The sequence below is a fragment of the Rhizobium sp. RU33A genome (genome assembly GCF_900156055.1).
Lineage (GTDB): Bacteria > Pseudomonadota > Alphaproteobacteria > Rhizobiales > Rhizobiaceae > Allorhizobium.
Map to the genome: position 1 here is coordinate 58,448 of NZ_FTMQ01000005.1, position 20,433 is coordinate 78,880.

Here is a 20,433-nt window from a genome sequence, read left to right on the forward strand (position 1 = left end):
CACGATCAACCAAAAGCCTCACGCGATCCACTCTCATGCTTAGACATCAACTTTTTCGTGTCGATCCGGTTCAGCGGCTTTGACAGCTCGAAGCCCTGAAGACTGTCACAGCCAAGCGATGCGAGTATTTCTCGTTGATCGGCCGTCTCGACACCTTCCGCGGTGGTCTTCAGCCCTTTGTGCCGCGCCATCTGCACGATGGCTTCGACCAGCGGCGCACCGCCATTTTCATGAAGCTGGTCAACGAACATTTTGTCTATCTTGATGCGATCCACGTTCAGATTGAGGAGCTGCCCGAACGAGGAAGTCCCCATTCCGAAGTCATCGATGGCGAATCTGACGCCCGCTTCCCGCAATGATCTAATGGCAGCCGCGGCCTTGTCTTCCGTATCTGTCGCGACCCTCTCAGTAATCTCGATCTCGAGGCGTGATGGATCAAGGCTGAACTTCGACAGCATTGTCAGGACACGCAGCGCGTAACCAGGCGCCATGAGTTCGATCGCCGACGCATTGACAGAAATTCCAACATCGCAGTCGGGAACGTCGGCCAGCAGACTGCAGGCTTCTTCCAGAACGTAAAGTCCGAGTTTCTGTATCAAACCGCATTCCTCTGCAATTGGCACAAAAACATCAGGCGATATTGCGCCAAACGTTGGATGCATCCACCGACAAAGGGCTTCCATGGACGACATTCGTCCGTCCATTGCTGCGTAAACGGGTTGAAAATGAACGCCGAGTTGCGTCCCGGTTTCGAGTGCGATCGCCAGATCGGTTTCCAGCATCCGTCGACGCCTGAGCACTTCTTCCATGTGACTGCCAAAGACTGCGAACTTATTCCGACCAGCAGCCTTGGCATGATACAACGCGATATCGGCGCGTCTTGTCATCTCAGTCGCTTCCAATCCCGGTACTGCAAGCGAAATGCCGATGCTCGCTCCAACCGTAATTAGATTGCCCTCGATTTGGGACGGGAGACGCAGTTTTTCGATGATCCGCCCGGCGAGTAATTCGACTTCGACAAGATCGTCTACATCTTGAAGGATTGTGAACTCATCGCCACCCAAGCGAGACACAAGCGCCGATGGTGCGATTTCCAGCAAGCGGTTCGCAACCTCCTTGATGAGTGCGTCTCCCACCGGGTGGCCGAAGGTGTCGTTGACCTCCTTGAAGTGATCGAGATCCACAAACATGACCGCAACGCCGTTTTCGGTGTCGGCGCGTTCGAGGCGCTGCACAAGGGTGCGATAGAAAGTCGTCCGGTTTGAAAGTCCTGTAAGTGGATCATGCATGGCAAGTTGCCTCAGCTCTCGCTGGCTCGCCGCAAGGCTGCGAGACCTGCGCCATATCGCACGCCCGAGGAAACTCATCAGAAGGAAGGCCGAAACGCCTACGAGAAGAACGACTGGATATACAGCCTGGATGACGCTGGCTCCTGGGGTGAAGGGTTGCCACTGGAAATAGCCGATCGTCTGCCCGGATCCAGACCGCACAGAGACGTTGGAAACGTCGGCAGCGACTGCCGGAGTGCGAACGAAGGCAAGGTTTTCGAACTGATAGTCGGTAGCCAGTTCCGAAAGAAGCACTCCATCCAGATAGCGGACGGCAACATGGAGATTCTCAGTGCCCGGCTCCTGCTCGATTTCTCCGCTATCAGAAACGATCGGTTTGACGCTGACAATCGCAGCCCGCCCATCAAGGTCGAGCAGATCACTTTCGCCAACGGACAAAATGGTGGTGCCAGAGGCCACTTCCCCGGCAACAAGTCTTTGCTGAAGCTTCGAAACCAGGGGCGCTGCCACATTTGCGATGGTTACGCCGGAAGCAGTTTTAGATGGTTCAGCGATGAACTCGTAGACAAGGCCGCCTTGATTGTCGAGGATGAGTGCAGCATCATGGCGGAAGTAGGTATGCATCCATTCGCCAAGGTTTGACGACATCCAGTCCTGGTTACGCTGCTGCACATGTGTGACTGCGTCGTCCCAGACCGTTGCGCTTTCTTGATTGTGGGCCACTTCATCTTCAAGCTTGTCTATAACCAAGCTCAAAAGATCCCGCTGACGCTGAATCGCGGCTTCATCTGACTTTAGGGTAGAGAGCAATAAAGCGCCGAACAACAGCCCGGTTGTGAGCGTGGCGACGATAAGCGGCAGCACAACGGTTAAAAAGGGTTTTTGGCGGAACATTCGGTTCATGGAGAAACTCGCGGAATGAGGTCCCTCTTTGTATTCCGAACCGCTTAATTTCTTGAAAATCGGCTAGATAAGAATTCACATACAGTAGCACATTGTCAGGGACAGTCTGATCAGCGCGGCTGCGCGGCCTTTCTTGGACGCTCATCATTCAGCCTCTGCAATCCAACACGATCACGCCCAGCGCCCTTCGCCTGGTAGAGCGCAAGATCTGCACGCCCCACAAGCTAAGCAGCGTTGCTTACAGCGGTTTCGCGGGTAAAGCCGGTGGCACCCAGGGTGGCTGTCACGATCTCATGCTCGCTGCCTTCGTGCAGCATGCCGAGGTCACGGATCGATGTTCTGATCTTCTGAGCAATCGCGATCGCCGTGTCGCCGTCGGTATCGGGCAGGAGAACGGCAAACTCCTCGCCGCCAAACCTCGCCGTGATGTCGCTAGACCGTCTGGCCGCGGTCGGGGATATCCGCGACATGCACCGGCCGCCAGTCGGTCAGCGAAGCCACAAGGCCGAGAGGCAGCTGGATGACGATCATCCAGACCACGATCGCAGCTGGTGAGACGTCGCGCGTCAGCCTTTTGACGAAAATCAGGGAGAGCCCGTAACCGGCGGCGGCGATCAGGACGAGACCCGCAGCCGGGTCGACCATCGCGATACCGGGACGGATGATTACAAGCACGCCGATGAAGCCGCTGATCGTTGCGAAGATCCTTGGCCTCGTCATCTTCTCGCGCAGAAACAAGAAGGCAAACAGGGCAACCCAGATCGGCATGGTAAATTCCAGGGCGAACACGGAAGCGAGCGGCAGCATGACGACGCCAATCGTCCAAAGATACTGGGCCATGAAATGCACGAGGTTGCGCGCAAGATGCAGTTTGAAGAGCTTCGCATGACGCAATTCCGGCAGCAGCATCCGGCCAAAGACGACGATGACACAAAGTCCGATTAGCGCGCGGAAGAAAAGCACCTGTTCGATCGACAGCGTACTGGCGAGCTCTCGCGATCCGACGGACATTCCAACGAATGAGATCATACCAAGGGCCATCCAGAGGAGCCCCTGGATGAAATCGGAATGTTGAAACTGTGCGATTTTTTGCATGTTCGGTTCTTTCAGGTCGGACGCGTACCCGGGAAGAGCAAGCGTCCGACAGAGTGATGGAATAGGAGTCAAGCCGCCGAAGGACCCGGATCGTCGGGACCGTCGCAAGCACCGGCAAGCTGACCGTGACGCCCATCCATGCCGCCCGACACGAGACGCAAGTGCGGTCTCTGCAGGCTCGTGACCGCCTCCTGACCCATCATCTGCCGTTCTCGCCGCGATGCCTCGGGCTGGTATTCCACTGCTTCCAGCAACACGGTCTCTACGAGACCATTCGAATTTTCAAACTCGATCTTCTGGCTTGCGCGAAGTCCGAGCAGAGCGAGGCCACGCAGTGTCGTGATAGGCAGGAACAGGCCGACCGGGCCAGTTGCCTGGCCGGTCGAGATCACGCGGATATCGCTCTCGCCGGCATGGGCGCGAAAGCGCACACGGCTGTTGATGCTGGCGACATCCCCCGGAAGATCGTCGCGGAACACGACGATGGCCTTTTGGATCTTGCGCCTGCAAAGCGCGACGAGCCGATCATTGCGGCCCTGCCAGTTGTCGCACAAGGCTTCGAGTATGGTGAAATCCTTTGTAGTCAGAATGTAAGTGTCGTTCGACATTTCGCAGTTCTCCATCGCGCCGTCGCCAGCGCGTCCATCGACATGAGCGGGAGATACCCCTGCGCGAAGATCGCGCAGGGGAGCCTATCCTGCGATGAGACAACCTCCCCGGGTCGCGAGGCGGGAAACGACTGGCAACATCATGCCGGATCGACCATTTCAGGAGATGCCACCTCTTCGACATGGAGGCGGTGCGAACGCCCATCCCGTGCCACCCAATCGATGGACTGACCAGTCGAAAGACCAATCAGGGCCGCACCGATCGGTGTCAGGATGGAGATCTTGTTCGCCGCAATATCCGCTTCAGCCGGGAAGACCAGCGTGACGCTGCGGTCTTCCCCGAGATCGCTGGTGAAGCGGATCCTGGATCCCATACGTGCGACATTGGCGCCGATCTTGGTGTCCTGAACGATACGCGCACGGTCGAGCTCGATGAGAAGCTCTTCGGAAACATCGGGGTTCCGTCCGGCATGGGCCTCCGCGAGGCGGTAGAGCCTTTCATGATCGGTCCGGGTGAGGATGATTGCCGGCTTGCGCTGCCGTTTCTTTTCGAGAGCCATCGTCAGGCCTCCTGTATAAGACGCGCGGTCGCGCATCCGGCGCACCGCTCTGAAACTAAGAACTGGGATTGAATGTCGCTTCGTAGCCCGTTGCTCCCTCGCGGGGACGCTACCCATGCCCCACGACCGTATCGCGACGCGATTAGGCCGGGGGTCAGATGCCTGCGATGAGGCACATCCGTGTGCGGATGCTATGGAAGCGTTCGATCAACATGATCGAAAGATGGCCGGCTCGGACACGGAAGTCAAGCAAGGCCGGCTCACCTCCCGACGGCATGACAGCGCGGGCTATCTGATGCCGTGGAAACAGACCATCTGTGGAGACAAACTCGACCTCGGAGCTTTTTGACTTCTATCAATTGGACACAAGGGCTAGCTTCCCATGTCGCTATGTCGAATCGAGCGGAATCGGCGCGGATCATTGCACCGTCTGCATTGTTTTGGCTGATTGGGTGTGAAATCAGGGGCAAAATGGCCGAGACGCAACGAAATGAAAGACGATTGCTCCCCAATTCCTGGGGTTATATCGTTGCGGTTCTCGGAACGGTCGCGGTCGTCGGCGTGCCGCTCCTCATGGGCGGCGCCGCTTCGCAAGCGCTATGCCTGCTTGTGCCGATCCCAGTCATCGCCACAGCGCTGATCGGGGGCGCGGGTCCGGCTTTGCTCGCAGCTGTCTTCGGCCTCGCCCTTTGGCTTCTCAACGTGCATTCATCCGGCTCGGAAATCGTGATTGCCCAAGCAGTCGCGCTTGCCGTCCTGGCGACGTTGATCGTCTGGTTTGCCAAACGAAGAGACCAGGAGCGGGAGACCCTGGCAGAGCTCAGGGAAGCGCTGGATGATCGCGACGCCCGGATGGCATCCATCCTCGACACGGTTCTCGATGCCACCATCGTCAGCGACGACAACGGATTAATCATCTCGTTCAACTCCGCAGCCGTCCGCCAGTTTGGCTATTCGGAAGCCGAAGCCATCGGGCAGAACCTGAAGCTGCTGATGCCTCAGCCCTACCGCGTCGAGCACGATGGCTACATGCGTCGCTACATGGCAACGGGCGAAAAGAGGATCATCGGCGTCGACCGCGTCGTGGTCGGCCAGCGCAAGGATGGCTCCACCTTTCCGATGAAGCTTGCGGTCGGCGAGATCAAACGGGGCGGAAAGCGGTTCTTCACCGGGTTCGTTCGCGACCTCACGGAGCGAGAAGAATCCGCCGCCCGCCTGCAGGAGATCCAGACCGAGCTCGCAAGGCTCGGCCGATTGAACGAGATGGGAGAGATGGCCTCGACGCTGGCGCATGAGTTGAACCAGCCATTGTCGGCAATTGCCAACTATGTCCACGGCTGCGCGCGTCTGCTTGAGAATGCGGTTGACGATCGCGATATCCAGGTCCGCGATGCCTTACGAGAAGCGGGCGAACAGAGCATTCGCGCCGGGCAGATCATTCGACACCTTCGCGAGTTCGTCACCAAAGGCGAGACGGAAAAGCGCACGGAGAGCCTGCGTCAACTCGTTGAAGAGGCCGGAGCGCTCGCTCTCGTCGGCTCGCGGGAAAAGGGCGTGCGCACCGTGTTCGATTTCACCTCGGACAACGATCAGGTCTTCGTCGACCGAATCCAAATCCAGCAGGTGCTGACCAACCTCATGCGCAATGCGATCGAGGCGATGAAGCAGACCGAGAAAAAGGAAATCCGAGTCAGCGTCTGTTCCGACAAGATGGGACTTTTGACGGTGACGGTCGAGGATTCCGGTCCCGGAATTTCTCCGGAAATCGCCGAGGATATCTTCAAGCCGTTCACGACGACAAAGGCTGGAGGCATGGGGATCGGATTGTCCATTTCCAGGCGGATCGTCGAAGCCCATGGCGGAGAAATGACCGTCTCCAAGAGTGAACTCGGCGGTGCCTCCTTCTGTTTCACCCTTATCCAGCACGACGAGGATCAGAATGCAGCCTGATGACTTCACCGTCCATATCGTTGACGACGAAGAGGCCCTTCGCAAATCACTGGGCTTCATGCTCACGGTGAACGGCTTCGGCGTGAGGCTTCATGTGTCCGCAACCGCCTTTTCGGAAATCGCCTCGAGCCTTCGCAATGCGATCCTGATCACGGACATGCGAATGCCGGACATGAGCGGGCTTGATCTGGTGCGCAAGATCTCGAGCATTTCTCCCCCCATACCGTCGATAATCGTGACAGGGCATGGCGACATTCCCATGGCCGTCGAAGCGATGAAGGCGGGTGCTGTAGATTTCATCGAGAAGCCGTTTGAAGAGTCGGTCATCATCGAGGCGGTGCGGCGGGCGGCCGAGAAACTGGCTGATTCGTCGGCGGGCACGCTGAGCGTCGATGACATCCGCTTGCGCATTGGCAGCCTGAGCGAAAGGGAGCGTCAAATTCTGGCGGCGGTCGTGGCCGGCCAACCGAACAAGGCTATCGCGTTCAATCTCGAGATCAGCCCGCGAACTGTCGAAGTCCATCGAGCGAATGTCATGACGAAGATGAGAGCACGCAGTCTGCCAGAGCTGGTGCGCATGTCGCTGACCGTCAGCGTCTAGCCAATATGTCGCGCAATCCGACGTAACGCTTGATCCATGACAAGGTGGCGCGTCGGCGAGGATGCGATCTGAAAGCTTGGTGAAAGATCACGACCGAGCTTCTGGGATCCCATTGTCCACGCTTTCTGCCATTGTTGCTGTTGTCAAAGACCCAGCCTTGCTGCGGTCGATCAGCTTTGCCCTTAAAACGCATGGCCAGGCGGTGCAGCAATTCAACGACTGGACCATGGCAGCTGAGGCGATCAGTCGTGCGGATTGCGTCATTCTCGACACGTGCCTGCCAGCCGCCGATCTGACGGCTGGCCTCAGCCTGGCCAACCACGGCATGAAGCTCGTCGTCCTGGCGGAGGATGATAAGGACTATGGGGGTGGAAACCCTCAAGGCATCTGCGTGCTTTCAAAGCCCCTTAACGGGCCTGATATTGCCAATGCCGTATCAGCCCTACGTAAGACCCCGTAGTGGAAGAACTCAATAGCGGCAAAACCTCTCATCCAACATGATCCCTGCAACCAACGGGGACATGCCAATGCAAACCGCCGCTTCCATCACACTGAATTCGCACCTCTCTTCCCCGCCGCGTGCACGCAGCCAATCGCATATCAGGCCGGTAACCTTTCATGCGCCTGACTGCGTGATCTATGCGCAGGGCGAGCGCACGCGATCGCTCTACCAGATCGAATACGGGGCGGTGCGCATTTACCGTCTTCTCGCTGATGGTCGCAGGCAGATCGTCGCCTTTCATCTCGTCGGCGAGACCTTCGGTTTCGAGATCAACGAAACCCACGGTTTCTATGCCGAGGCCATGGTGAATACCGGTCTGACCACTGTCGAACGCACGGCGGGCGGCCTGCTCAACGAGCGTCTGGTTGGTGTTGCCTTGAAGGCAATGATCCGCGCCCAGGAGCACCTGCTGGTCGTCGGCCGTCAGAGTTCCCTCGAGAAGATCGCCGTTTTCCTGGTCGATCTGGCTGATCGCCAAGGTGGCACTGACTTAATCGACCTGCCCATGAGCCGTATCGACATCGGCGATTATCTCGGCCTCACCATCGAAACGGTCTCGCGCACGATTTCGAAACTGCGGGAGATGGGCATCATCACGCTTCGCAATGCACGCTGCATCGAGATCGTAAAGCCGGAAAAGCTGCGCATGCTGAGCAATTGAGCGGGGCAAACGATTGGACGATTGGAGACTTTGAGCACGGCTTTTTTCAATACTTTTCATTGGCTTGTTGCCTCCGGCGACACCGAGGCGCCCGACGGCTTACACAACCATTGCGATATCACGAAATATCACTTTGATTGACAGGTCTGTGATCTCCCTTACCATCCGCCGTGAGGAAGAGGAGGAACGCCCGTGCGTCACAGCACCGAAAACACCACCACACCGTCTGCCTCCGACCGCCGCATGCGGCGTCGATCCGAATTAACGACCTTTTTCATCCTCGCTTTCGGGATCTGGCCGATCCTTGCGGTAGCGGCTGTCGGAGGTTTCGGCTTCATGGTCTGGATGTATCAGATCATCGCCGGTCCGCCCGGTCCTCCAGCTTGAGGGAGGAGGCCATAGTGACCTTACTTTCGCGACGAGCCCTCCTTCGCGGACAGATCAGGGAAGAGTTCCGCATCCTCCCACCGGGTCTCTCCCGTCCCGTCTCAGAGATCTGCGAGCAATGCAGGGCATGCGTTGATCACTGTCCGCAGTCGATCATCTCGATCCAGTCCGGCATACCGGCGCTCGATTTCTCAGCCAGCGGATGCGATTTCTGCGGCAAATGTCACGAGAGCTGTCCGCAGGCGGATGTCTTCTTCGACGCCGACCTCTCCTTCCCCCACATGGCACAGGTGCAGTCGCACTGTCTGGCGCTCAACAGTGTCGACTGTCAGTCATGCCGTGACCATTGTCCGAGCGACGCAATCCTTTTTCGTCCACGCGCCGGCGGACCATGGCATCCGCAGATTGTGGACGACGACTGTACGGGCTGCGGCGCCTGCATCAGCCACTGCCCAACGGACGCAATTTCCCTATCGGTGAGGAGTGGCTCGCATGTCGACGCGCAACCCTGAACGCTTCCATGTTTCCAGCGCCGTCGTCCTGACCTCACCGGCAAAAGCAAATGGTGTCCTTGCAGCATTGTCAGAGATCCCGAACGTCGAAGTGCATGCCGCAGATCGCGGCAAGATCATCATCGTGATCGAAGGCAGGTCCAGCGGCGAAATGGGCGCGACACTGGCCGCCATTTCAGGCCTTCCAGACGTCATGGCCGCCAACATGGTTTTTGAGCATGCAGAGAATTTGGAGGAGGGTTTAATCAATGGACACAGACCTGACGCGGCGTAGTCTGCTCAAGGCCCATGCTGCCGCGATTGCCGCAGCCACCGCTGGCATCAGCTTGCCGGCCCATGCGCAGACCGTTCCCGGTGGCGTGGAAGCACTTGAGATCAAATGGTCCAAGGCGCCCTGTCGGTTCTGCGGCACCGGCTGTGGCGTCATGGTCGGCGTCAAGGAAGGGCAGGTCGTCGCCACACACGGTGACATGCAAGCCGAGGTAAACCGCGGCCTCAACTGCATAAAGGGCTATTTCCTCTCAAAGATCATGTATGGCGAGGATCGCCTGAGCACACCGCTCCTGCGCAAGCGTGGCGGGCAATATGCCAAGGACGGTGAGTTCGAACCGATAAGCTGGGACGAAGCTTTCGACATCATGGCCGCGCAGTGCAAGAAGGTTCTGCGGGAAAAGGGACCGACAGCGGTCGGCATGTTCGGTTCCGGCCAGTGGACGATTTTCGAAGGCTATGCCGCGACCAAGCTGATGCGTGCCGGCTTCCGGTCCAACAACCTCGACCCCAATGCCCGCCATTGCATGGCATCCGCGGCTTACGCCTTCATGCGCACCTTTGGCATGGATGAACCCATGGGCTGCTACGACGATTTCGAGCACGCCGATGCCTTCGTGCTCTGGGGCTCCAACATGGCGGAGATGCATCCGATCCTCTGGACACGCCTTGCAGACCGGCGCCTGGGCCACGAGCATGTGAAAGTCGCAGTGCTCTCGACCTTCACCCATCGCAGCATGGATCTTGCCGACGTTCCGATCATCTTCAAGCCGAGCACGGATCTGGCGATCCTGAACTATATCGCCAATCATATCATCTCGACCGGTCGGGTGAACGAGGACTTTGTCCGCGCGCATACGACCTTCATGAAGGGGGTGGACGATATCGGTTATGGTCTTCGCGCCGACGATCCGCTGGAGATGAAGGCGAAGAACGCCGGTGATCCGACCAAGATGGAGCCGATAGACTTCGACAGTTTCAAGGCCTTTGTCGCAGATTACACCTTGGAAAAAGTCGCCGAGCTGACTGGGTCCGATCCCGGCTTTCTGGAGCAACTCGCCGAACTCTATGCCAACCCCGACACCAAGGTCATGTCTCTTTGGACCATGGGTTTCAACCAGCACACGCGCGGTGTCTGGGCAAACCACATGATCTACAATCTGCATCTGCTGACGGGAAAGATCTCTGAGCCCGGCAACGGCCCCTTCTCTCTGACAGGCCAACCATCGGCCTGTGGAACAGCGCGCGAAGTCGGCACCTTCGCGCATCGCCTGCCGGCAGACATGGTGGTAACCAACCCGGAGCACCGGCATCATGCCGAGGAAATCTGGAAACTACCGGACGGTCTACTTCCAGACAAACCGGGATACCATGCCGTAGAACAGGACAGGATGCTGAAGGACGGCAAGCTGAACTTCTACTGGGTTCAGGTCAACAACAACGTTCAGGCGGCTCCCAATACCCGCAACGAGACCTATCTCGGCTACAGGAACCCGGACAACTTCATTGTGGTTTCCGATGCCTATCCGACCATCACCGCCATGTCTGCCGACCTCATTCTGCCGGCCGCCATGTGGGTCGAGAAGGAAGGAGCCTATGGCAATGCAGAACGTCGAACACATGTCTGGCATCAATTGGTCAATGCGCCGGGCGAAGCGCGCTCGGACCTGTGGCAGCTGGTGGAGTTTTCCAAACGCTTCACGACGGATGAAGTCTGGACCGAGGAGATCTTGGCGCAGAACCCTGATTACCGCGGCAAGACACTTTTCGAGGTGCTGTTCGCCAATGGCAAGGTGGACCGATACCCCCTCTCCGAGGTGGACGCCGACTATGCCAATCGCGAAGCCGAAGCATTTGGCTTTTATCTCCAGAAGGGCCTCTTCGAGGAGTATGCGGAGTTCGGGCGCGGACATGGCCATGATCTGGCGCCCTACGACGTCTATCATCAGGAACGGGGCCTTCGTTGGCCGGTCGTCGATGGCAAGGAAACCAAGTGGCGCTACCGAGAGGGCTATGACCCCTATGTCAAGCCCGGCGAAGGGGTGCGTTTTTACGGCAAACCCGATGGTCGGGCGGTCATTCTGGCTGTGCCCTATGAACCGCCGGCCGAATCGCCGGATGAGGAATATGATTTCTGGCTGGTAACAGGCCGCGTGCTGGAGCACTGGCATTCCGGTTCGATGACAATGAGAGTGCCTGAGCTCTACAAGGCCTTCCCCGGCGCCCGCTGCTTCATGAACGCCGACGACGCACGAAAACGCGGGATCAATCAGGGGGCAGAGATCACCATCGTATCGCGTCGCGGCGAGATGCGGACACGTGTCGAGACCCGCGGCCGCAACCGCATGCCACCCGGCGTGATCTTCGTTCCATGGTTCGATGCCAGCCAGTTGATCAACAAGGTGACGCTTGACGCCACCGATCCGATCTCCAAACAAACGGATTTCAAAAAATGCGCAGTCAAGATCGTTCCCGTGGCCTGATAAGAGGCCGACTTGGTATTGTTGCCCTGTTGGCAGCCTGTCTCATCGGTGGCGGCGTAGTCGCACAATCGGTTCCGCAATTGTCCGGCCCGCCCCAACAGATGGATAGCGTTGCCGCAAAGCCCCTGCCGAAATGGAATGTGGATGACGTGCGCAAGATGCGCGCCTATCCGGACCAGCCTCCGGTCATTCCTCACTCGATCGATGGCTACCAGCTGTCGGTGAACACCAACCGATGTCTCTCCTGCCATAAGCGCGAGTTCACGGAGGGGTCCGGTGCGCCGATGATCAGCGTAACCCACTACATCACGCGTGAAGGGCAGATGCTGGCAGACGTCTCGCCGAGACGATATTTCTGCACAGCCTGTCACGTACCGCAGGCGGAGATCAACCCGCTGGTGGGCAACACCTTCCGCGACATGAGCGACATGGGGGTCAAGCTGATGGGCGAGGAGCACTAGCGATGCAGAGGCTCCGCAACCTGTTTGCATGGATATGGCGCGTTCTGGCGACGCCAGCGGCAACGCTCAGCCTTGCCTTCCTGACGCTGGGCGGCTTTGTCGGCGGTGTGATGTTCTGGGGCGCGTTCAACACGGCGCTTGAACTCACGAATACGGAAGAGTTCTGTGTCAGTTGTCACGAAATGAAGACCAACGTGTATGAGGAGATGACGAGGACCGTCCATTTCTCCAACCGCTCCGGTGTCAGGGCATCCTGTCCGGACTGTCATGTACCCCACGAATGGACGGACAAGATTGCCCGAAAGATGCAGGCTTCCAAGGAAGTCTGGGGCACGATCTTTGGCACGATCAATACACGTCAGAAATTCCTCGATGAGAGATTGCGGCTGGCGCAGCACGAATGGGCGAGACTGAAAGCCAATGACAGTCTTGAGTGCAGAAACTGCCACTCTTCGGTTGCCATGGACCTGTCGAAACAGACGGAACGTGCAGCTGAGATCCATACGCGTTATCTCCTGAACGGCAAGGCGACGTGCATTGATTGCCACAAGGGCATCGCCCACGAACTCCCGAACATGCAGGGAATTGATCCCGGGTGGCGGATGCCGGAAGAACTGGAAGGCGAAGAGCTTCCCACCGCATCTCCGGTCGACGAGCTACGCAATGCCATCGACCGAGCGCATAGCGGCCTGCTGGTTGATGGCGGGATCTGATCCCTGCCACGGCCGACTATCGCGGCAAAAATGGCGACGCCACCGGGGTTAGCACCCTGGCGGCGTCGACCAAGCAATATGAACGAGTGGGCAAATCTACTGGGCCGAAGCGACGGCTGCATCAATCCGCTCGCGCGCCTTCTTCGGCAGCTTTGCGGCGTTGAAAGCATCGAGATTGGCAGCGGGCGCATCACCGACGAGGATGGCGGCAACCATGCCCATGCCAACATGCGGCGCGCATTTCACGCCATAGAGACCGGGAACGTCAAAGGTCACCTTGATCGTCTCGTTCATCTTGCCCTTGAACTCTGCCGCACCGTCCGGAATCATGCCCTTGATGGCTTCGGCATTGTGGCTCTTGTCGGTGGCGACGAAGGTGACGGTGTCGCCGGGGGCAATCTTCAGACCGGCCGGTTCAAAGACCATGGCACCTTCGGCGCCCTTGTTCAGCATCTTGACTTCGAAATCGGCAGCGATTGAGAGGGCCGGGGCCGAAAGCAAGAGAACGGCTGCCATGGTTACACTACGCAGTTTCATTTTCATCTCCTTAGACAGAACACCTCGTTCCGTTGCAAAAGAGATAGGCCAGGATGGACGAGCCTTCTTTGCGCAATATCAAGTAAGAGAACGCTTCATCCAGTTAGCGACGTTCTGGGAGAGAATCCGCCAGCGATGCCAATTCCGCCATATCGCGCACAAGGAGTTTCTGCCGACCACCTTCGATCAGGCCCTTGCTCTCCCAGGAACTGAATATGCGCGAGACCGTATGAATTGTCGTTCCGGTCATCTCGGCAATATCCTGCCTAGAGATTGGAAAATCGATCCGTATCCCTTTAGCCTCTGGGCGACCAGCCTTCTGTGCCAGCCGTAATACGGTATGTGCTACTCTCTTTTCGACTTCTTGCGTCGACATTTCGCGAATGCGGACATGGGCTTCCTCGAGCCTTTGTCCGATCGTCTCCATCGCACTGACAGCGAGCCTTGGATTTCGCTCCACGAATTTCGGCCACATCTCTGTGGGCCAGGACAGAACTATGCTTTCGGCAGCAGCAAGAGCTGTTCCCGGATAGTCTTGCCGCTGCAGCGCCTTGGCGAAGCCGAACAGGTCACCGGGATGCACCACGCGCACGATGATCTGTTGACCGGCGCTGGTGACCTGGGTGACCTTTAGGCGGCCATGCAGGAGGAGAAAGAAATAGGCGGCAGGCTGGCCTTGCTCGAACACGGACTCGCCGATCGGCAGTCGCTTCGTCTGAGCGGGAACAAGTAGCGCGTCCAACTCGTCATCGGTCATCTTGTCGAACAATGACAAAGACTTGATGATCGTCCGATCAAGTTTCAAAATATATCCCTCTCCCGCCACCAGCCCACATTCTCAAGGCTCGAAGAGCCCAATAGTGGCCATTATGGCGAGTGTCCATTCGAGGGGCAGCCTACCTCACAAGGCACCGATCGAAAAGAGCAAAGGAGCGTACCAGCGACGATCTTCGACCAGCCGGAAACCGACATGGTCAGGGGGAACTCCGACAGAGCAGCCTCCGCTTTTCGGGTCTCGGATAAACGAGCTTAATGGCGATCTGTGTTTGCCAGCGGTGATGTAGACGCCGCAGGCTTCGGTTGTGACCGGCTGCCCTCCGTTGACGAGGTCGACACGCCGATTGCAGGTCGTTGTCCACTCCCAGATGTTGCCGGCAAAATCGGCAAGCCCATGCTCGTTCTCGCCGAAGCTTCCATGGGCAAGCGGTGCCGGTTCCTTGGATCTCTTGCGAGCCGCCTCGCGCTCATAGTCGGCGAGCCAACGCAATGCCGGGTTGCGATTGTCCGGGTCGATACCGAGGGCGTCATCCGGAAACTTCTGACCAGCGGCAAAGGCCAATTCCACGTCACTTGGCAGTCGCCAGATTCCACCACTCTTTTTCGAAAACCACCGGGCAAACATTGTCGCGTCGTCGTGGCTGACGCCGGTTACCGGCATGTCAGAGCGCGATGGAGTGACCGATTCCCGAGCCGGGCAGGCTCTATCGGCCACGCAGGCATCGTAGTCCTGGGTGCTGACCTGATACTTCATAATCGTGAGAGGAGCCGTCATCACGTATTCTGCCTTCGGCCCATCGACGGCGTATCCGGCGCGGTAAAACTCGCCAGGTTGACGGTAGGCGAAACGTCCCGCCGCCACCGAAATAGTTTGAGGTGGTGGCAGATCGGCGCCACCACTCATCTGCACGATGCCCGATTGAAACGCGACGGCGGTAGACAGAGCGCTGACGAGCAGAAGCGGCAGCAGCACCGAGCCGACCGAATTGGGCTGCCTGGGAGTGAGAACGGCGCCGGACATGGCGATTTCCAACGAGTTTGAGAGGACGTCCACGGGGTGCTCATTGAGCACCCCGTGCATTCGCAAGGATCAGCTTTCCGGCTTGACCACGGCGGTCATCAGATCGTCATTCCAGTCGCCGGTGACCTTGAAGTGAGCGGCTGCACCCTTTTCGAAGGCTTCGATCAGGTTGTGGTTGACATAGGCGTAAATGCCCGGTTGCTGGAAGGTGTAGTAGGCAGCACCCGCAGCACCACCAGGGATAAACCAGGTTTCCTGGTCGAGCTCTGGCGGGTTGGCGAACTTGCCGGTTGCCCAGACATAGTCGCCATGGCCACCGATCAGGTGCGGACGGGTGTCACGATTGGCCTGCGAATGCAGGATCAAGACCCGGTCGCCGACTTCTGCCGTCATCGCATTGTCGCCTGTCAGAGCTCCGACCGCACCATTGAAGACGATGTGGCTCGGGGTCAGCGTGTTCATGACTTCGAGCACATCCGAATAAGCGTCGCCGGCACTCTCGTATTTCTTGTAATTGCCGTCGGCATCCTTGGGGACATAGAAGTCCTGCTCGCCGACATAATATACCTTGTCATAAGGCAGATCATTGCCCTTGTGGTCTTTCAGGCCATCGCGCGGCAAGACCGTGATCGCGCCATTCATACCGGCGGTCACATGCCACGGCACCATTCCGGGAGGTGCGCAATGGTAGACGAAGACCCCGGCCTTGGTAGCCTTGAAGCGCAAGACGGCTGTTTCGCCCGGATTAACCAGGGTCAGAGCACCGCCGCCTAGCGCACCAGTTGCCGAATGGAAGTCGATATTGTGCTGAAGGCTGTTAGTATCGGGGTTGATAAGCGTTACCTCGACATAGTCACCCTCATGGACGACCATCATCGGACCGGGGACCGAGCCGTTGAAGGTCATCGCATGGACCTCGGTGCCTGCATCGTCAACGACGATCTTCTTTTCCTCGATGGTGAGCGTGAACTCAACGACCTTGGGCGCGCCTTCGGCCTTTTGGCTATGTGCATGGACGAAGGGAGGTGCGACGAGATCGACCTTCACCCGCTCCAGCTTGGCGATGTCACCTGCAACGGCGGCGGCATTCGTTTTAATGTCGCCACCTTCGGCGCGTGCCACAGTCCCTGTCAGAACTGGGATAAGCGCGCTTGCAAAGACAGCCCCCGCAAGCATTGTTCTTCTGGTCAAATTCAGGCTCTGGGTCATAATCTTCTCTCCTTGTCGTGCAGTGAGCGTTTCGCCCGAACTGTTGAGACTGTTTTACTTGATGGCGCCCAGTTTTATTTGTTCCAGAACAAAGAACTCATGAGGGAGAGTGCGTCATTGAGCCGCCTACCCAACAATAGAATTGTCGGCGCCCTTTGATCGAGATCAATTACTTTGCTTGGAAATCAGTGCGCAGGAACGATCAAGTATTTTGGAGAGCTGTTTTTATGAAGGATAAGGAAAGACCGACGAGTGGCGGGATCCCGCGGGGCCTGAGGCGCGACGGCCTCGTCCTGCTGTCCTATGGGTTCCGGCCTTTTTATCTCGGGGCGCCTCTATGGGCCATCGCGACCATCACAATCTGGATTTGCGCGATGAACGGCTGGCTTGAGGTGGCGCAAGTCTACGGCCAATCCGCCTGGCATGCGCATGAATTGCTGTTCGGCTTCATGCCAGCGGTCCTCGTCGGATACTTGATGACAACAGTTCCAAACTGGACCGGTCGCTTTCCCCTGTCCGGTCGCCCGCTTGCGGGACTTGCCTTTATCTGGATCGCGGGTCGCATTTCCATGCTGTTGATCGCAGATACATCGGCCCTCATTACCCTCCTGATCGACTGGATCTTCCTTCCACTCTTCGCCTATTTCTGCGTGAGAGAAGTCTGGGTCACCAAGCGAATTGCGGATGCGAAGCCCATCCTTTGCCTCACGTGTCTCGCCCTGATCAATGGCGGGTTCCACATCGTTGCCATGGACGGAGGGGATGTGGGGGTCTGGGCGCGGGCAGGCCTTTCCGTCTATATCCTGTTGATCACGGCGACCGCGAGCAAGCTCATCCCGAGCTTTACAAACAACTGGCTTGCCCAGGCAGGCAGGTCACGCCTCGCGCCTACCAGTCGCATGATTGATCGTTTTGTCCTGATCGCCACTATCCTTGCAGCGATGATCTGGACCTTTGAACCGTTTGGCCCACTCACCGCCATCATGGCCCTTGTCGCAGCCAGCTTACACCTCGTGCGCGCAGCACAATGGTTCAGGCCAATCATTCTGCGATCGTCCATGATCGCAGCGATGCAGGTGTCTTACGGCTTTTTGGCTATCGGGCTGTTGGGGATTGCAGCAACAGCGCTCGGCATGCTTGGCCCGCTCGCTGCAATTCATCTTCTGGCCATCGGTGCCGTGACGGGAATGATGCTTTCAATCATGATGCGTTCGATCCGGCTTCATACCGGTCGACATGAGAAATTCTCCTGGTGCCAGCGGCTGTCCGTTCCATGCCTGCTCATCGCGGCAAGCTTGCGCATAACAGCCGATTTCATTCCCGGATACTATGCGCCGTTGATGTCTGCGTCTGGACTGTTCTGGATTGCCGCCTTTGTCTTCTTTCTCGCCGACAATGCTGGTCTACTTTGCCAAGTTCAGCGGCAAGCCGGTCGTCAACCTTCACCGCCCACGCGGATCAACATGCGATAGGCACGCTTTGACGTATCGAGATTGCCGACCCATTGGTGACCGCGTTTTTCCAGCTCCGCGCCGAGAAAGCGCGATTCCTCAGAAAATACCGCGAAGAGCACTTCGCCCGGCTCCATGAGCTCGATCAGCGAGAGAACTTTTTCCATGGGAGCCGGTGGCTGTTGTTCTGTCAGGTCGAGCCGCCACAATGGATCGGGCCAGGCCGCCGCTTCCTCTGCACCGATCGAATGGAGAATTTCTGCAGAAATGTCTGGCGCCGGGATGAACAGAACCTCCCACTCGCCACCATCCAACTCCTTGAGTTCGGCCGAATAGCCGCGGCGCGCCATGACGCTCAACAGCGGCATCGGGCGAAAGGTTGCAAGCAGGCGCAAACCTTCCCCTGGCTTCAACGACTGAACCGCATGCATGATCGCAGGAAATGGCTCACCTCCGTCACGAAGGATGGGCCGCACGTCGAGTTCTTTGAAGTTGGCTGTTGTCGACACGTGACCTCCCAATTTTCGACTTCACCTGTCCGATCACGATGAATGTGCATGGGAGCGGCCGCTGTCGACAGGTCGCTCCCATGCAGTTCAATGACCACCACCGCAGTTGCAGCTGCAGCCTTCGTGTTTCTTCCGGCGAATGCGGACTTCCCATATCTCCGGACCGCGGGAAAGGTATTCCCACCCGAACACCCCATCATAATGCATCTCGAGATGGTAGTAGAGCGGAACCGGATCATGATCGACGGTCAAGATCAACTGATAATCCGGAAGCAGCGAATTCAACATTCCGAATATACGAGGATGCCTTTCCACGCGCGGAATTTCGCGCACGTCGAGCTTGAGAATATGATCGTCTACAACAGTCATTCGCTGGCTTTCTTCGATGCGGGTTTGCGGGGTCGCATGCAGCTCGGCTGCACCACAGGATACTGAAACACCCGCGCCTAGGCATCGTTGTGCTGTGACAAGCAAATCCCCGAAAGCCTGTCCTCTTTGCCTTTCGACAACGAAGTCCTTCGGCGAGCGGCTATCGTTGCGGCATGAAACCGGAGCGATATCATGAACGCAGAGATTATCCGCCGTTACGGCGAAAGCCGCTTGCCCCGTTACACGAGCTATCCGACCGCCCCCCGCTTCTCGCCCAGTATCGGAGCCGGCACCTATCGGGACTGGCTGGCCGCGGTGCCGAAAAGCGATCCGGTGTCACTCTATCTTCACGTGCCCTTCTGTCGATCCATGTGCTGGTATTGCGGCTGCCACACCACCATCACCCAGAAAGATACGCCAATCCTCGACTATCTGACAGTGCTCAAACAGGAAATCAGATTGGTGGCGAAAGCCATCGGGCGACGACAGGATGTCAGCGACATTCACTTCGGCGGCGGCACTCCGACGATCATGACGCCAGAGGAATTCCTCGACCTCAATGCGACGCTCGCCGCAGCTTTTGGCATCGGCGGCGCGACCGAATTTGCGGTGGAAATAGATCCCAGAACACTGACCGTAGAAATGTCGGAGGCACTGGGGAAGGCGGGGATAACTCGGGCTAGCCTTGGCGTTCAGAGTTTCGATCCCAAGGTGCAGAAAGCGATCAATCGCATCCAGTCAGCAGAACAGACCGAAACAGCCCTTTCGAACCTGCGCAAGGCAGGAGCCAGAAGTGTCAACTTCGACCTGATCTATGGTTTGCCGCATCAGAATGTCGAATCTGCGATTGAAACTGCCCGTCTGGCCTCGGCGATGCGCCCTGAACGCTTCGCCGTCTTCGGTTACGCCCATGTCCCGGCCTTCAAGAAGCATCAACGCCTGATCGACACGGCAGCGCTCGGCGATGCCCATGAACGACATGCGCAGGCGGAAGCCATCGCGGCAACCCTGTGCGAAGCCGGGTACAGACGGATCGGTCTCGACCATTTTGCGCTTCCTGAGGATCAACTTTCGATCGCCGCCGATCGCCAGGCGCTGCACCGCAATTTCCAGGGATATACGACCGACACTGCATCGACGCTGATCGGGTTCGGCTCCTCGGCGATTGGACGCCTGAGCGAAGGCTACGCGCAAAACGACGTCGCCATCGGACGCTATGCAAGTCTTATCTCATCCGGTGAACTGGCCACGTCGAAAGGCTATCGCCTTACCCAAGAAGACCGCGTCCGAGCCTGGATCATCGAACGGCTGATGTGCGACTTCCAGGTGGATATTTCAGCCATGCCGGATGGCTTTGAACTTCCGGACGAGGGCTTTGGAAACGCCAATTTACCGCTGAAGACCTTGTTGGAGGAAGGCATTGTCACCTGGCGTGGCGATGTGCTGAGCGTGGACACAAAGCACAGGTTCCTCGTTCGAACGGTGGCGTCGTGCTTTGATGCCTATCTCGGCGAAACGGGCAGAACACACGCCACGGCGGCCTGAGACAAAGCGGCGAAACAAGA

Annotated in this window: 23 protein-coding genes; 12 read left to right on the forward strand and 11 right to left on the reverse strand. The window is 57.9% G+C overall.

Annotation, left to right across the window (positions count from 1 at the left end; translation table 11 throughout):
- Positions 1-5: 5 nt before the first annotated feature.
- From BW978_RS17720 to rnk, 5 genes are all read right to left on the reverse strand, one after another.
- Positions 6-2,192: a putative bifunctional diguanylate cyclase/phosphodiesterase gene (locus BW978_RS17720; protein WP_076397169.1), complete on the reverse strand. Its 2,187-nt coding sequence runs from the start codon at positions 2,190-2,192 to the stop codon at positions 6-8.
- 224 nt (positions 2,193-2,416) lie between these two features.
- Positions 2,417-2,662, reverse strand: a complete 246-nt coding sequence (locus tag BW978_RS17725; RefSeq protein ID WP_076397170.1) for a diguanylate cyclase — start codon at positions 2,660-2,662, stop codon at positions 2,417-2,419.
- Complete coding sequence (locus tag BW978_RS17730) at positions 2,625-3,287, reverse strand: DMT family transporter (RefSeq protein ID WP_244551996.1); 663 nt, start codon at positions 3,285-3,287, stop codon at positions 2,625-2,627. The genes BW978_RS17725 and BW978_RS17730 overlap by 38 nt, the downstream gene beginning before the upstream one ends.
- A 68-nt stretch (positions 3,288-3,355) precedes the next feature.
- Positions 3,356-3,895, reverse strand: a complete 540-nt coding sequence (locus BW978_RS17735; RefSeq protein ID WP_076397171.1) for a GreA/GreB family elongation factor — start codon at positions 3,893-3,895, stop codon at positions 3,356-3,358.
- 140 nt (positions 3,896-4,035) lie between these two features.
- Entirely contained in the window at positions 4,036-4,455 is a 420-nt protein-coding gene (gene rnk / locus BW978_RS17740; RefSeq protein ID WP_112241146.1) for a nucleoside diphosphate kinase regulator, read from the reverse strand.
- Between the two features lie 471 nt (positions 4,456-4,926).
- Here rnk and BW978_RS17745 point away from each other — a divergent pair, with 471 nt between their 5' ends.
- The 10 genes from BW978_RS17745 to BW978_RS17790 all read left to right on the forward strand — a co-directional run bounded on the left by BW978_RS17745 (position 4,927) and on the right by BW978_RS17790 (position 12,995).
- On the forward strand, positions 4,927-6,405 hold the full coding sequence (locus tag BW978_RS17745; protein ID WP_244551997.1) for a PAS domain S-box protein: 1,479 nt from the start codon (positions 4,927-4,929) through the stop codon (positions 6,403-6,405).
- Entirely contained in the window at positions 6,395-7,006 is a 612-nt protein-coding gene (gene fixJ, locus BW978_RS17750; RefSeq protein ID WP_076397173.1) for a response regulator FixJ, read from the forward strand. Before BW978_RS17745 ends, fixJ begins: the two co-directional genes overlap by 11 nt.
- Before the next feature lie 157 nt (positions 7,007-7,163).
- The gene (locus BW978_RS17755) at positions 7,164-7,466 is read left to right on the forward strand and encodes a hypothetical protein (RefSeq protein ID WP_139330589.1); all 303 of its coding nucleotides are present in this window, start codon (positions 7,164-7,166) and stop codon (positions 7,464-7,466) included.
- 67 nt (positions 7,467-7,533) lie between these two features.
- Positions 7,534-8,169 carry a helix-turn-helix domain-containing protein gene (locus BW978_RS17760; protein WP_083697629.1) on the forward strand — a complete coding sequence of 212 codons (636 nt, stop codon included), beginning with the start codon at positions 7,534-7,536 and terminating at the stop codon, positions 8,167-8,169.
- Between the two features lie 192 nt (positions 8,170-8,361).
- On the forward strand, positions 8,362-8,556 hold the full coding sequence (napE, locus tag BW978_RS17765; protein ID WP_280173600.1) for a periplasmic nitrate reductase, NapE protein: 195 nt from the start codon (positions 8,362-8,364) through the stop codon (positions 8,554-8,556).
- 14 nt (positions 8,557-8,570) lie between these two features.
- On the forward strand, positions 8,571-9,068 hold the full coding sequence (locus BW978_RS17770; RefSeq protein ID WP_076397175.1) for a ferredoxin-type protein NapF: 498 nt from the start codon (positions 8,571-8,573) through the stop codon (positions 9,066-9,068).
- Complete coding sequence (locus BW978_RS17775; RefSeq protein ID WP_076397176.1) at positions 9,049-9,342, forward strand: chaperone NapD; 294 nt, start codon at positions 9,049-9,051, stop codon at positions 9,340-9,342. The genes BW978_RS17770 and BW978_RS17775 overlap by 20 nt, the downstream gene beginning before the upstream one ends.
- Entirely contained in the window at positions 9,317-11,821 is a 2,505-nt protein-coding gene (gene napA, locus BW978_RS17780; protein WP_076397177.1) for a periplasmic nitrate reductase subunit alpha, read from the forward strand. Before BW978_RS17775 ends, napA begins: the two co-directional genes overlap by 26 nt.
- Complete coding sequence (locus BW978_RS17785) at positions 11,791-12,282, forward strand: nitrate reductase cytochrome c-type subunit (protein ID WP_076397178.1); 492 nt, start codon at positions 11,791-11,793, stop codon at positions 12,280-12,282. The genes napA and BW978_RS17785 overlap by 31 nt, the downstream gene beginning before the upstream one ends.
- Before the next feature lie 2 nt (positions 12,283-12,284).
- Positions 12,285-12,995, forward strand: coding sequence for a NapC/NirT family cytochrome c (locus tag BW978_RS17790; RefSeq protein ID WP_076397179.1), 711 nt, complete (start codon positions 12,285-12,287; stop codon positions 12,993-12,995).
- Positions 12,996-13,091: 96 nt separating this feature from the next.
- Here the strand turns inward: BW978_RS17790 and BW978_RS17795 are convergent, their stop codons facing one another.
- The 4 genes from BW978_RS17795 to nirK all read right to left on the reverse strand — a co-directional run bounded on the left by BW978_RS17795 (position 13,092) and on the right by nirK (position 16,539).
- A complete protein-coding gene (locus BW978_RS17795; protein WP_076397180.1) occupies positions 13,092-13,538 on the reverse strand; it encodes a pseudoazurin in 447 nt (148 codons plus the stop codon).
- A 97-nt stretch (positions 13,539-13,635) separates the two neighbouring features.
- Complete coding sequence (locus BW978_RS17800; protein ID WP_076397181.1) at positions 13,636-14,337, reverse strand: Crp/Fnr family transcriptional regulator; 702 nt, start codon at positions 14,335-14,337, stop codon at positions 13,636-13,638.
- A gap of 96 nt (positions 14,338-14,433) precedes the next feature.
- Positions 14,434-15,330, reverse strand: coding sequence for an SUMF1/EgtB/PvdO family nonheme iron enzyme (locus BW978_RS17805; protein WP_076397387.1), 897 nt, complete (start codon positions 15,328-15,330; stop codon positions 14,434-14,436).
- A gap of 69 nt (positions 15,331-15,399) precedes the next feature.
- A complete protein-coding gene (gene nirK, locus BW978_RS17810) occupies positions 15,400-16,539 on the reverse strand; it encodes a copper-containing nitrite reductase (RefSeq protein WP_069041054.1) in 1,140 nt (379 codons plus the stop codon).
- A gap of 155 nt (positions 16,540-16,694) precedes the next feature.
- On the opposite strand from nirK, the gene BW978_RS17815 reads away from it, so the two are divergent.
- Positions 16,695-18,011: an NnrS family protein gene (locus tag BW978_RS17815; RefSeq protein WP_139330590.1), complete on the forward strand. Its 1,317-nt coding sequence runs from the start codon at positions 16,695-16,697 to the stop codon at positions 18,009-18,011.
- Here the strand turns inward: BW978_RS17815 and BW978_RS17820 are convergent.
- Together BW978_RS17820 and BW978_RS17825 are read right to left on the reverse strand one after the other, a co-directional pair.
- On the reverse strand, positions 17,975-18,499 hold the full coding sequence (locus BW978_RS17820; RefSeq protein WP_069041052.1) for a DUF2249 domain-containing protein: 525 nt from the start codon (positions 18,497-18,499) through the stop codon (positions 17,975-17,977). The genes BW978_RS17815 and BW978_RS17820 overlap by 37 nt on opposite strands.
- Positions 18,500-18,586: 87 nt before the next feature.
- Positions 18,587-18,868 carry a DUF2249 domain-containing protein gene (locus BW978_RS17825; protein WP_076397183.1) on the reverse strand — a complete coding sequence of 94 codons (282 nt, stop codon included), beginning with the start codon at positions 18,866-18,868 and terminating at the stop codon, positions 18,587-18,589.
- 192 nt (positions 18,869-19,060) lie between these two features.
- Between BW978_RS17825 and hemN the strand changes: the two genes are divergently transcribed.
- Positions 19,061-20,413: an oxygen-independent coproporphyrinogen III oxidase gene (gene hemN, locus BW978_RS17830; RefSeq protein ID WP_076397184.1), complete on the forward strand. Its 1,353-nt coding sequence runs from the start codon at positions 19,061-19,063 to the stop codon at positions 20,411-20,413.
- Positions 20,414-20,433 lie beyond the last annotated feature (20 nt).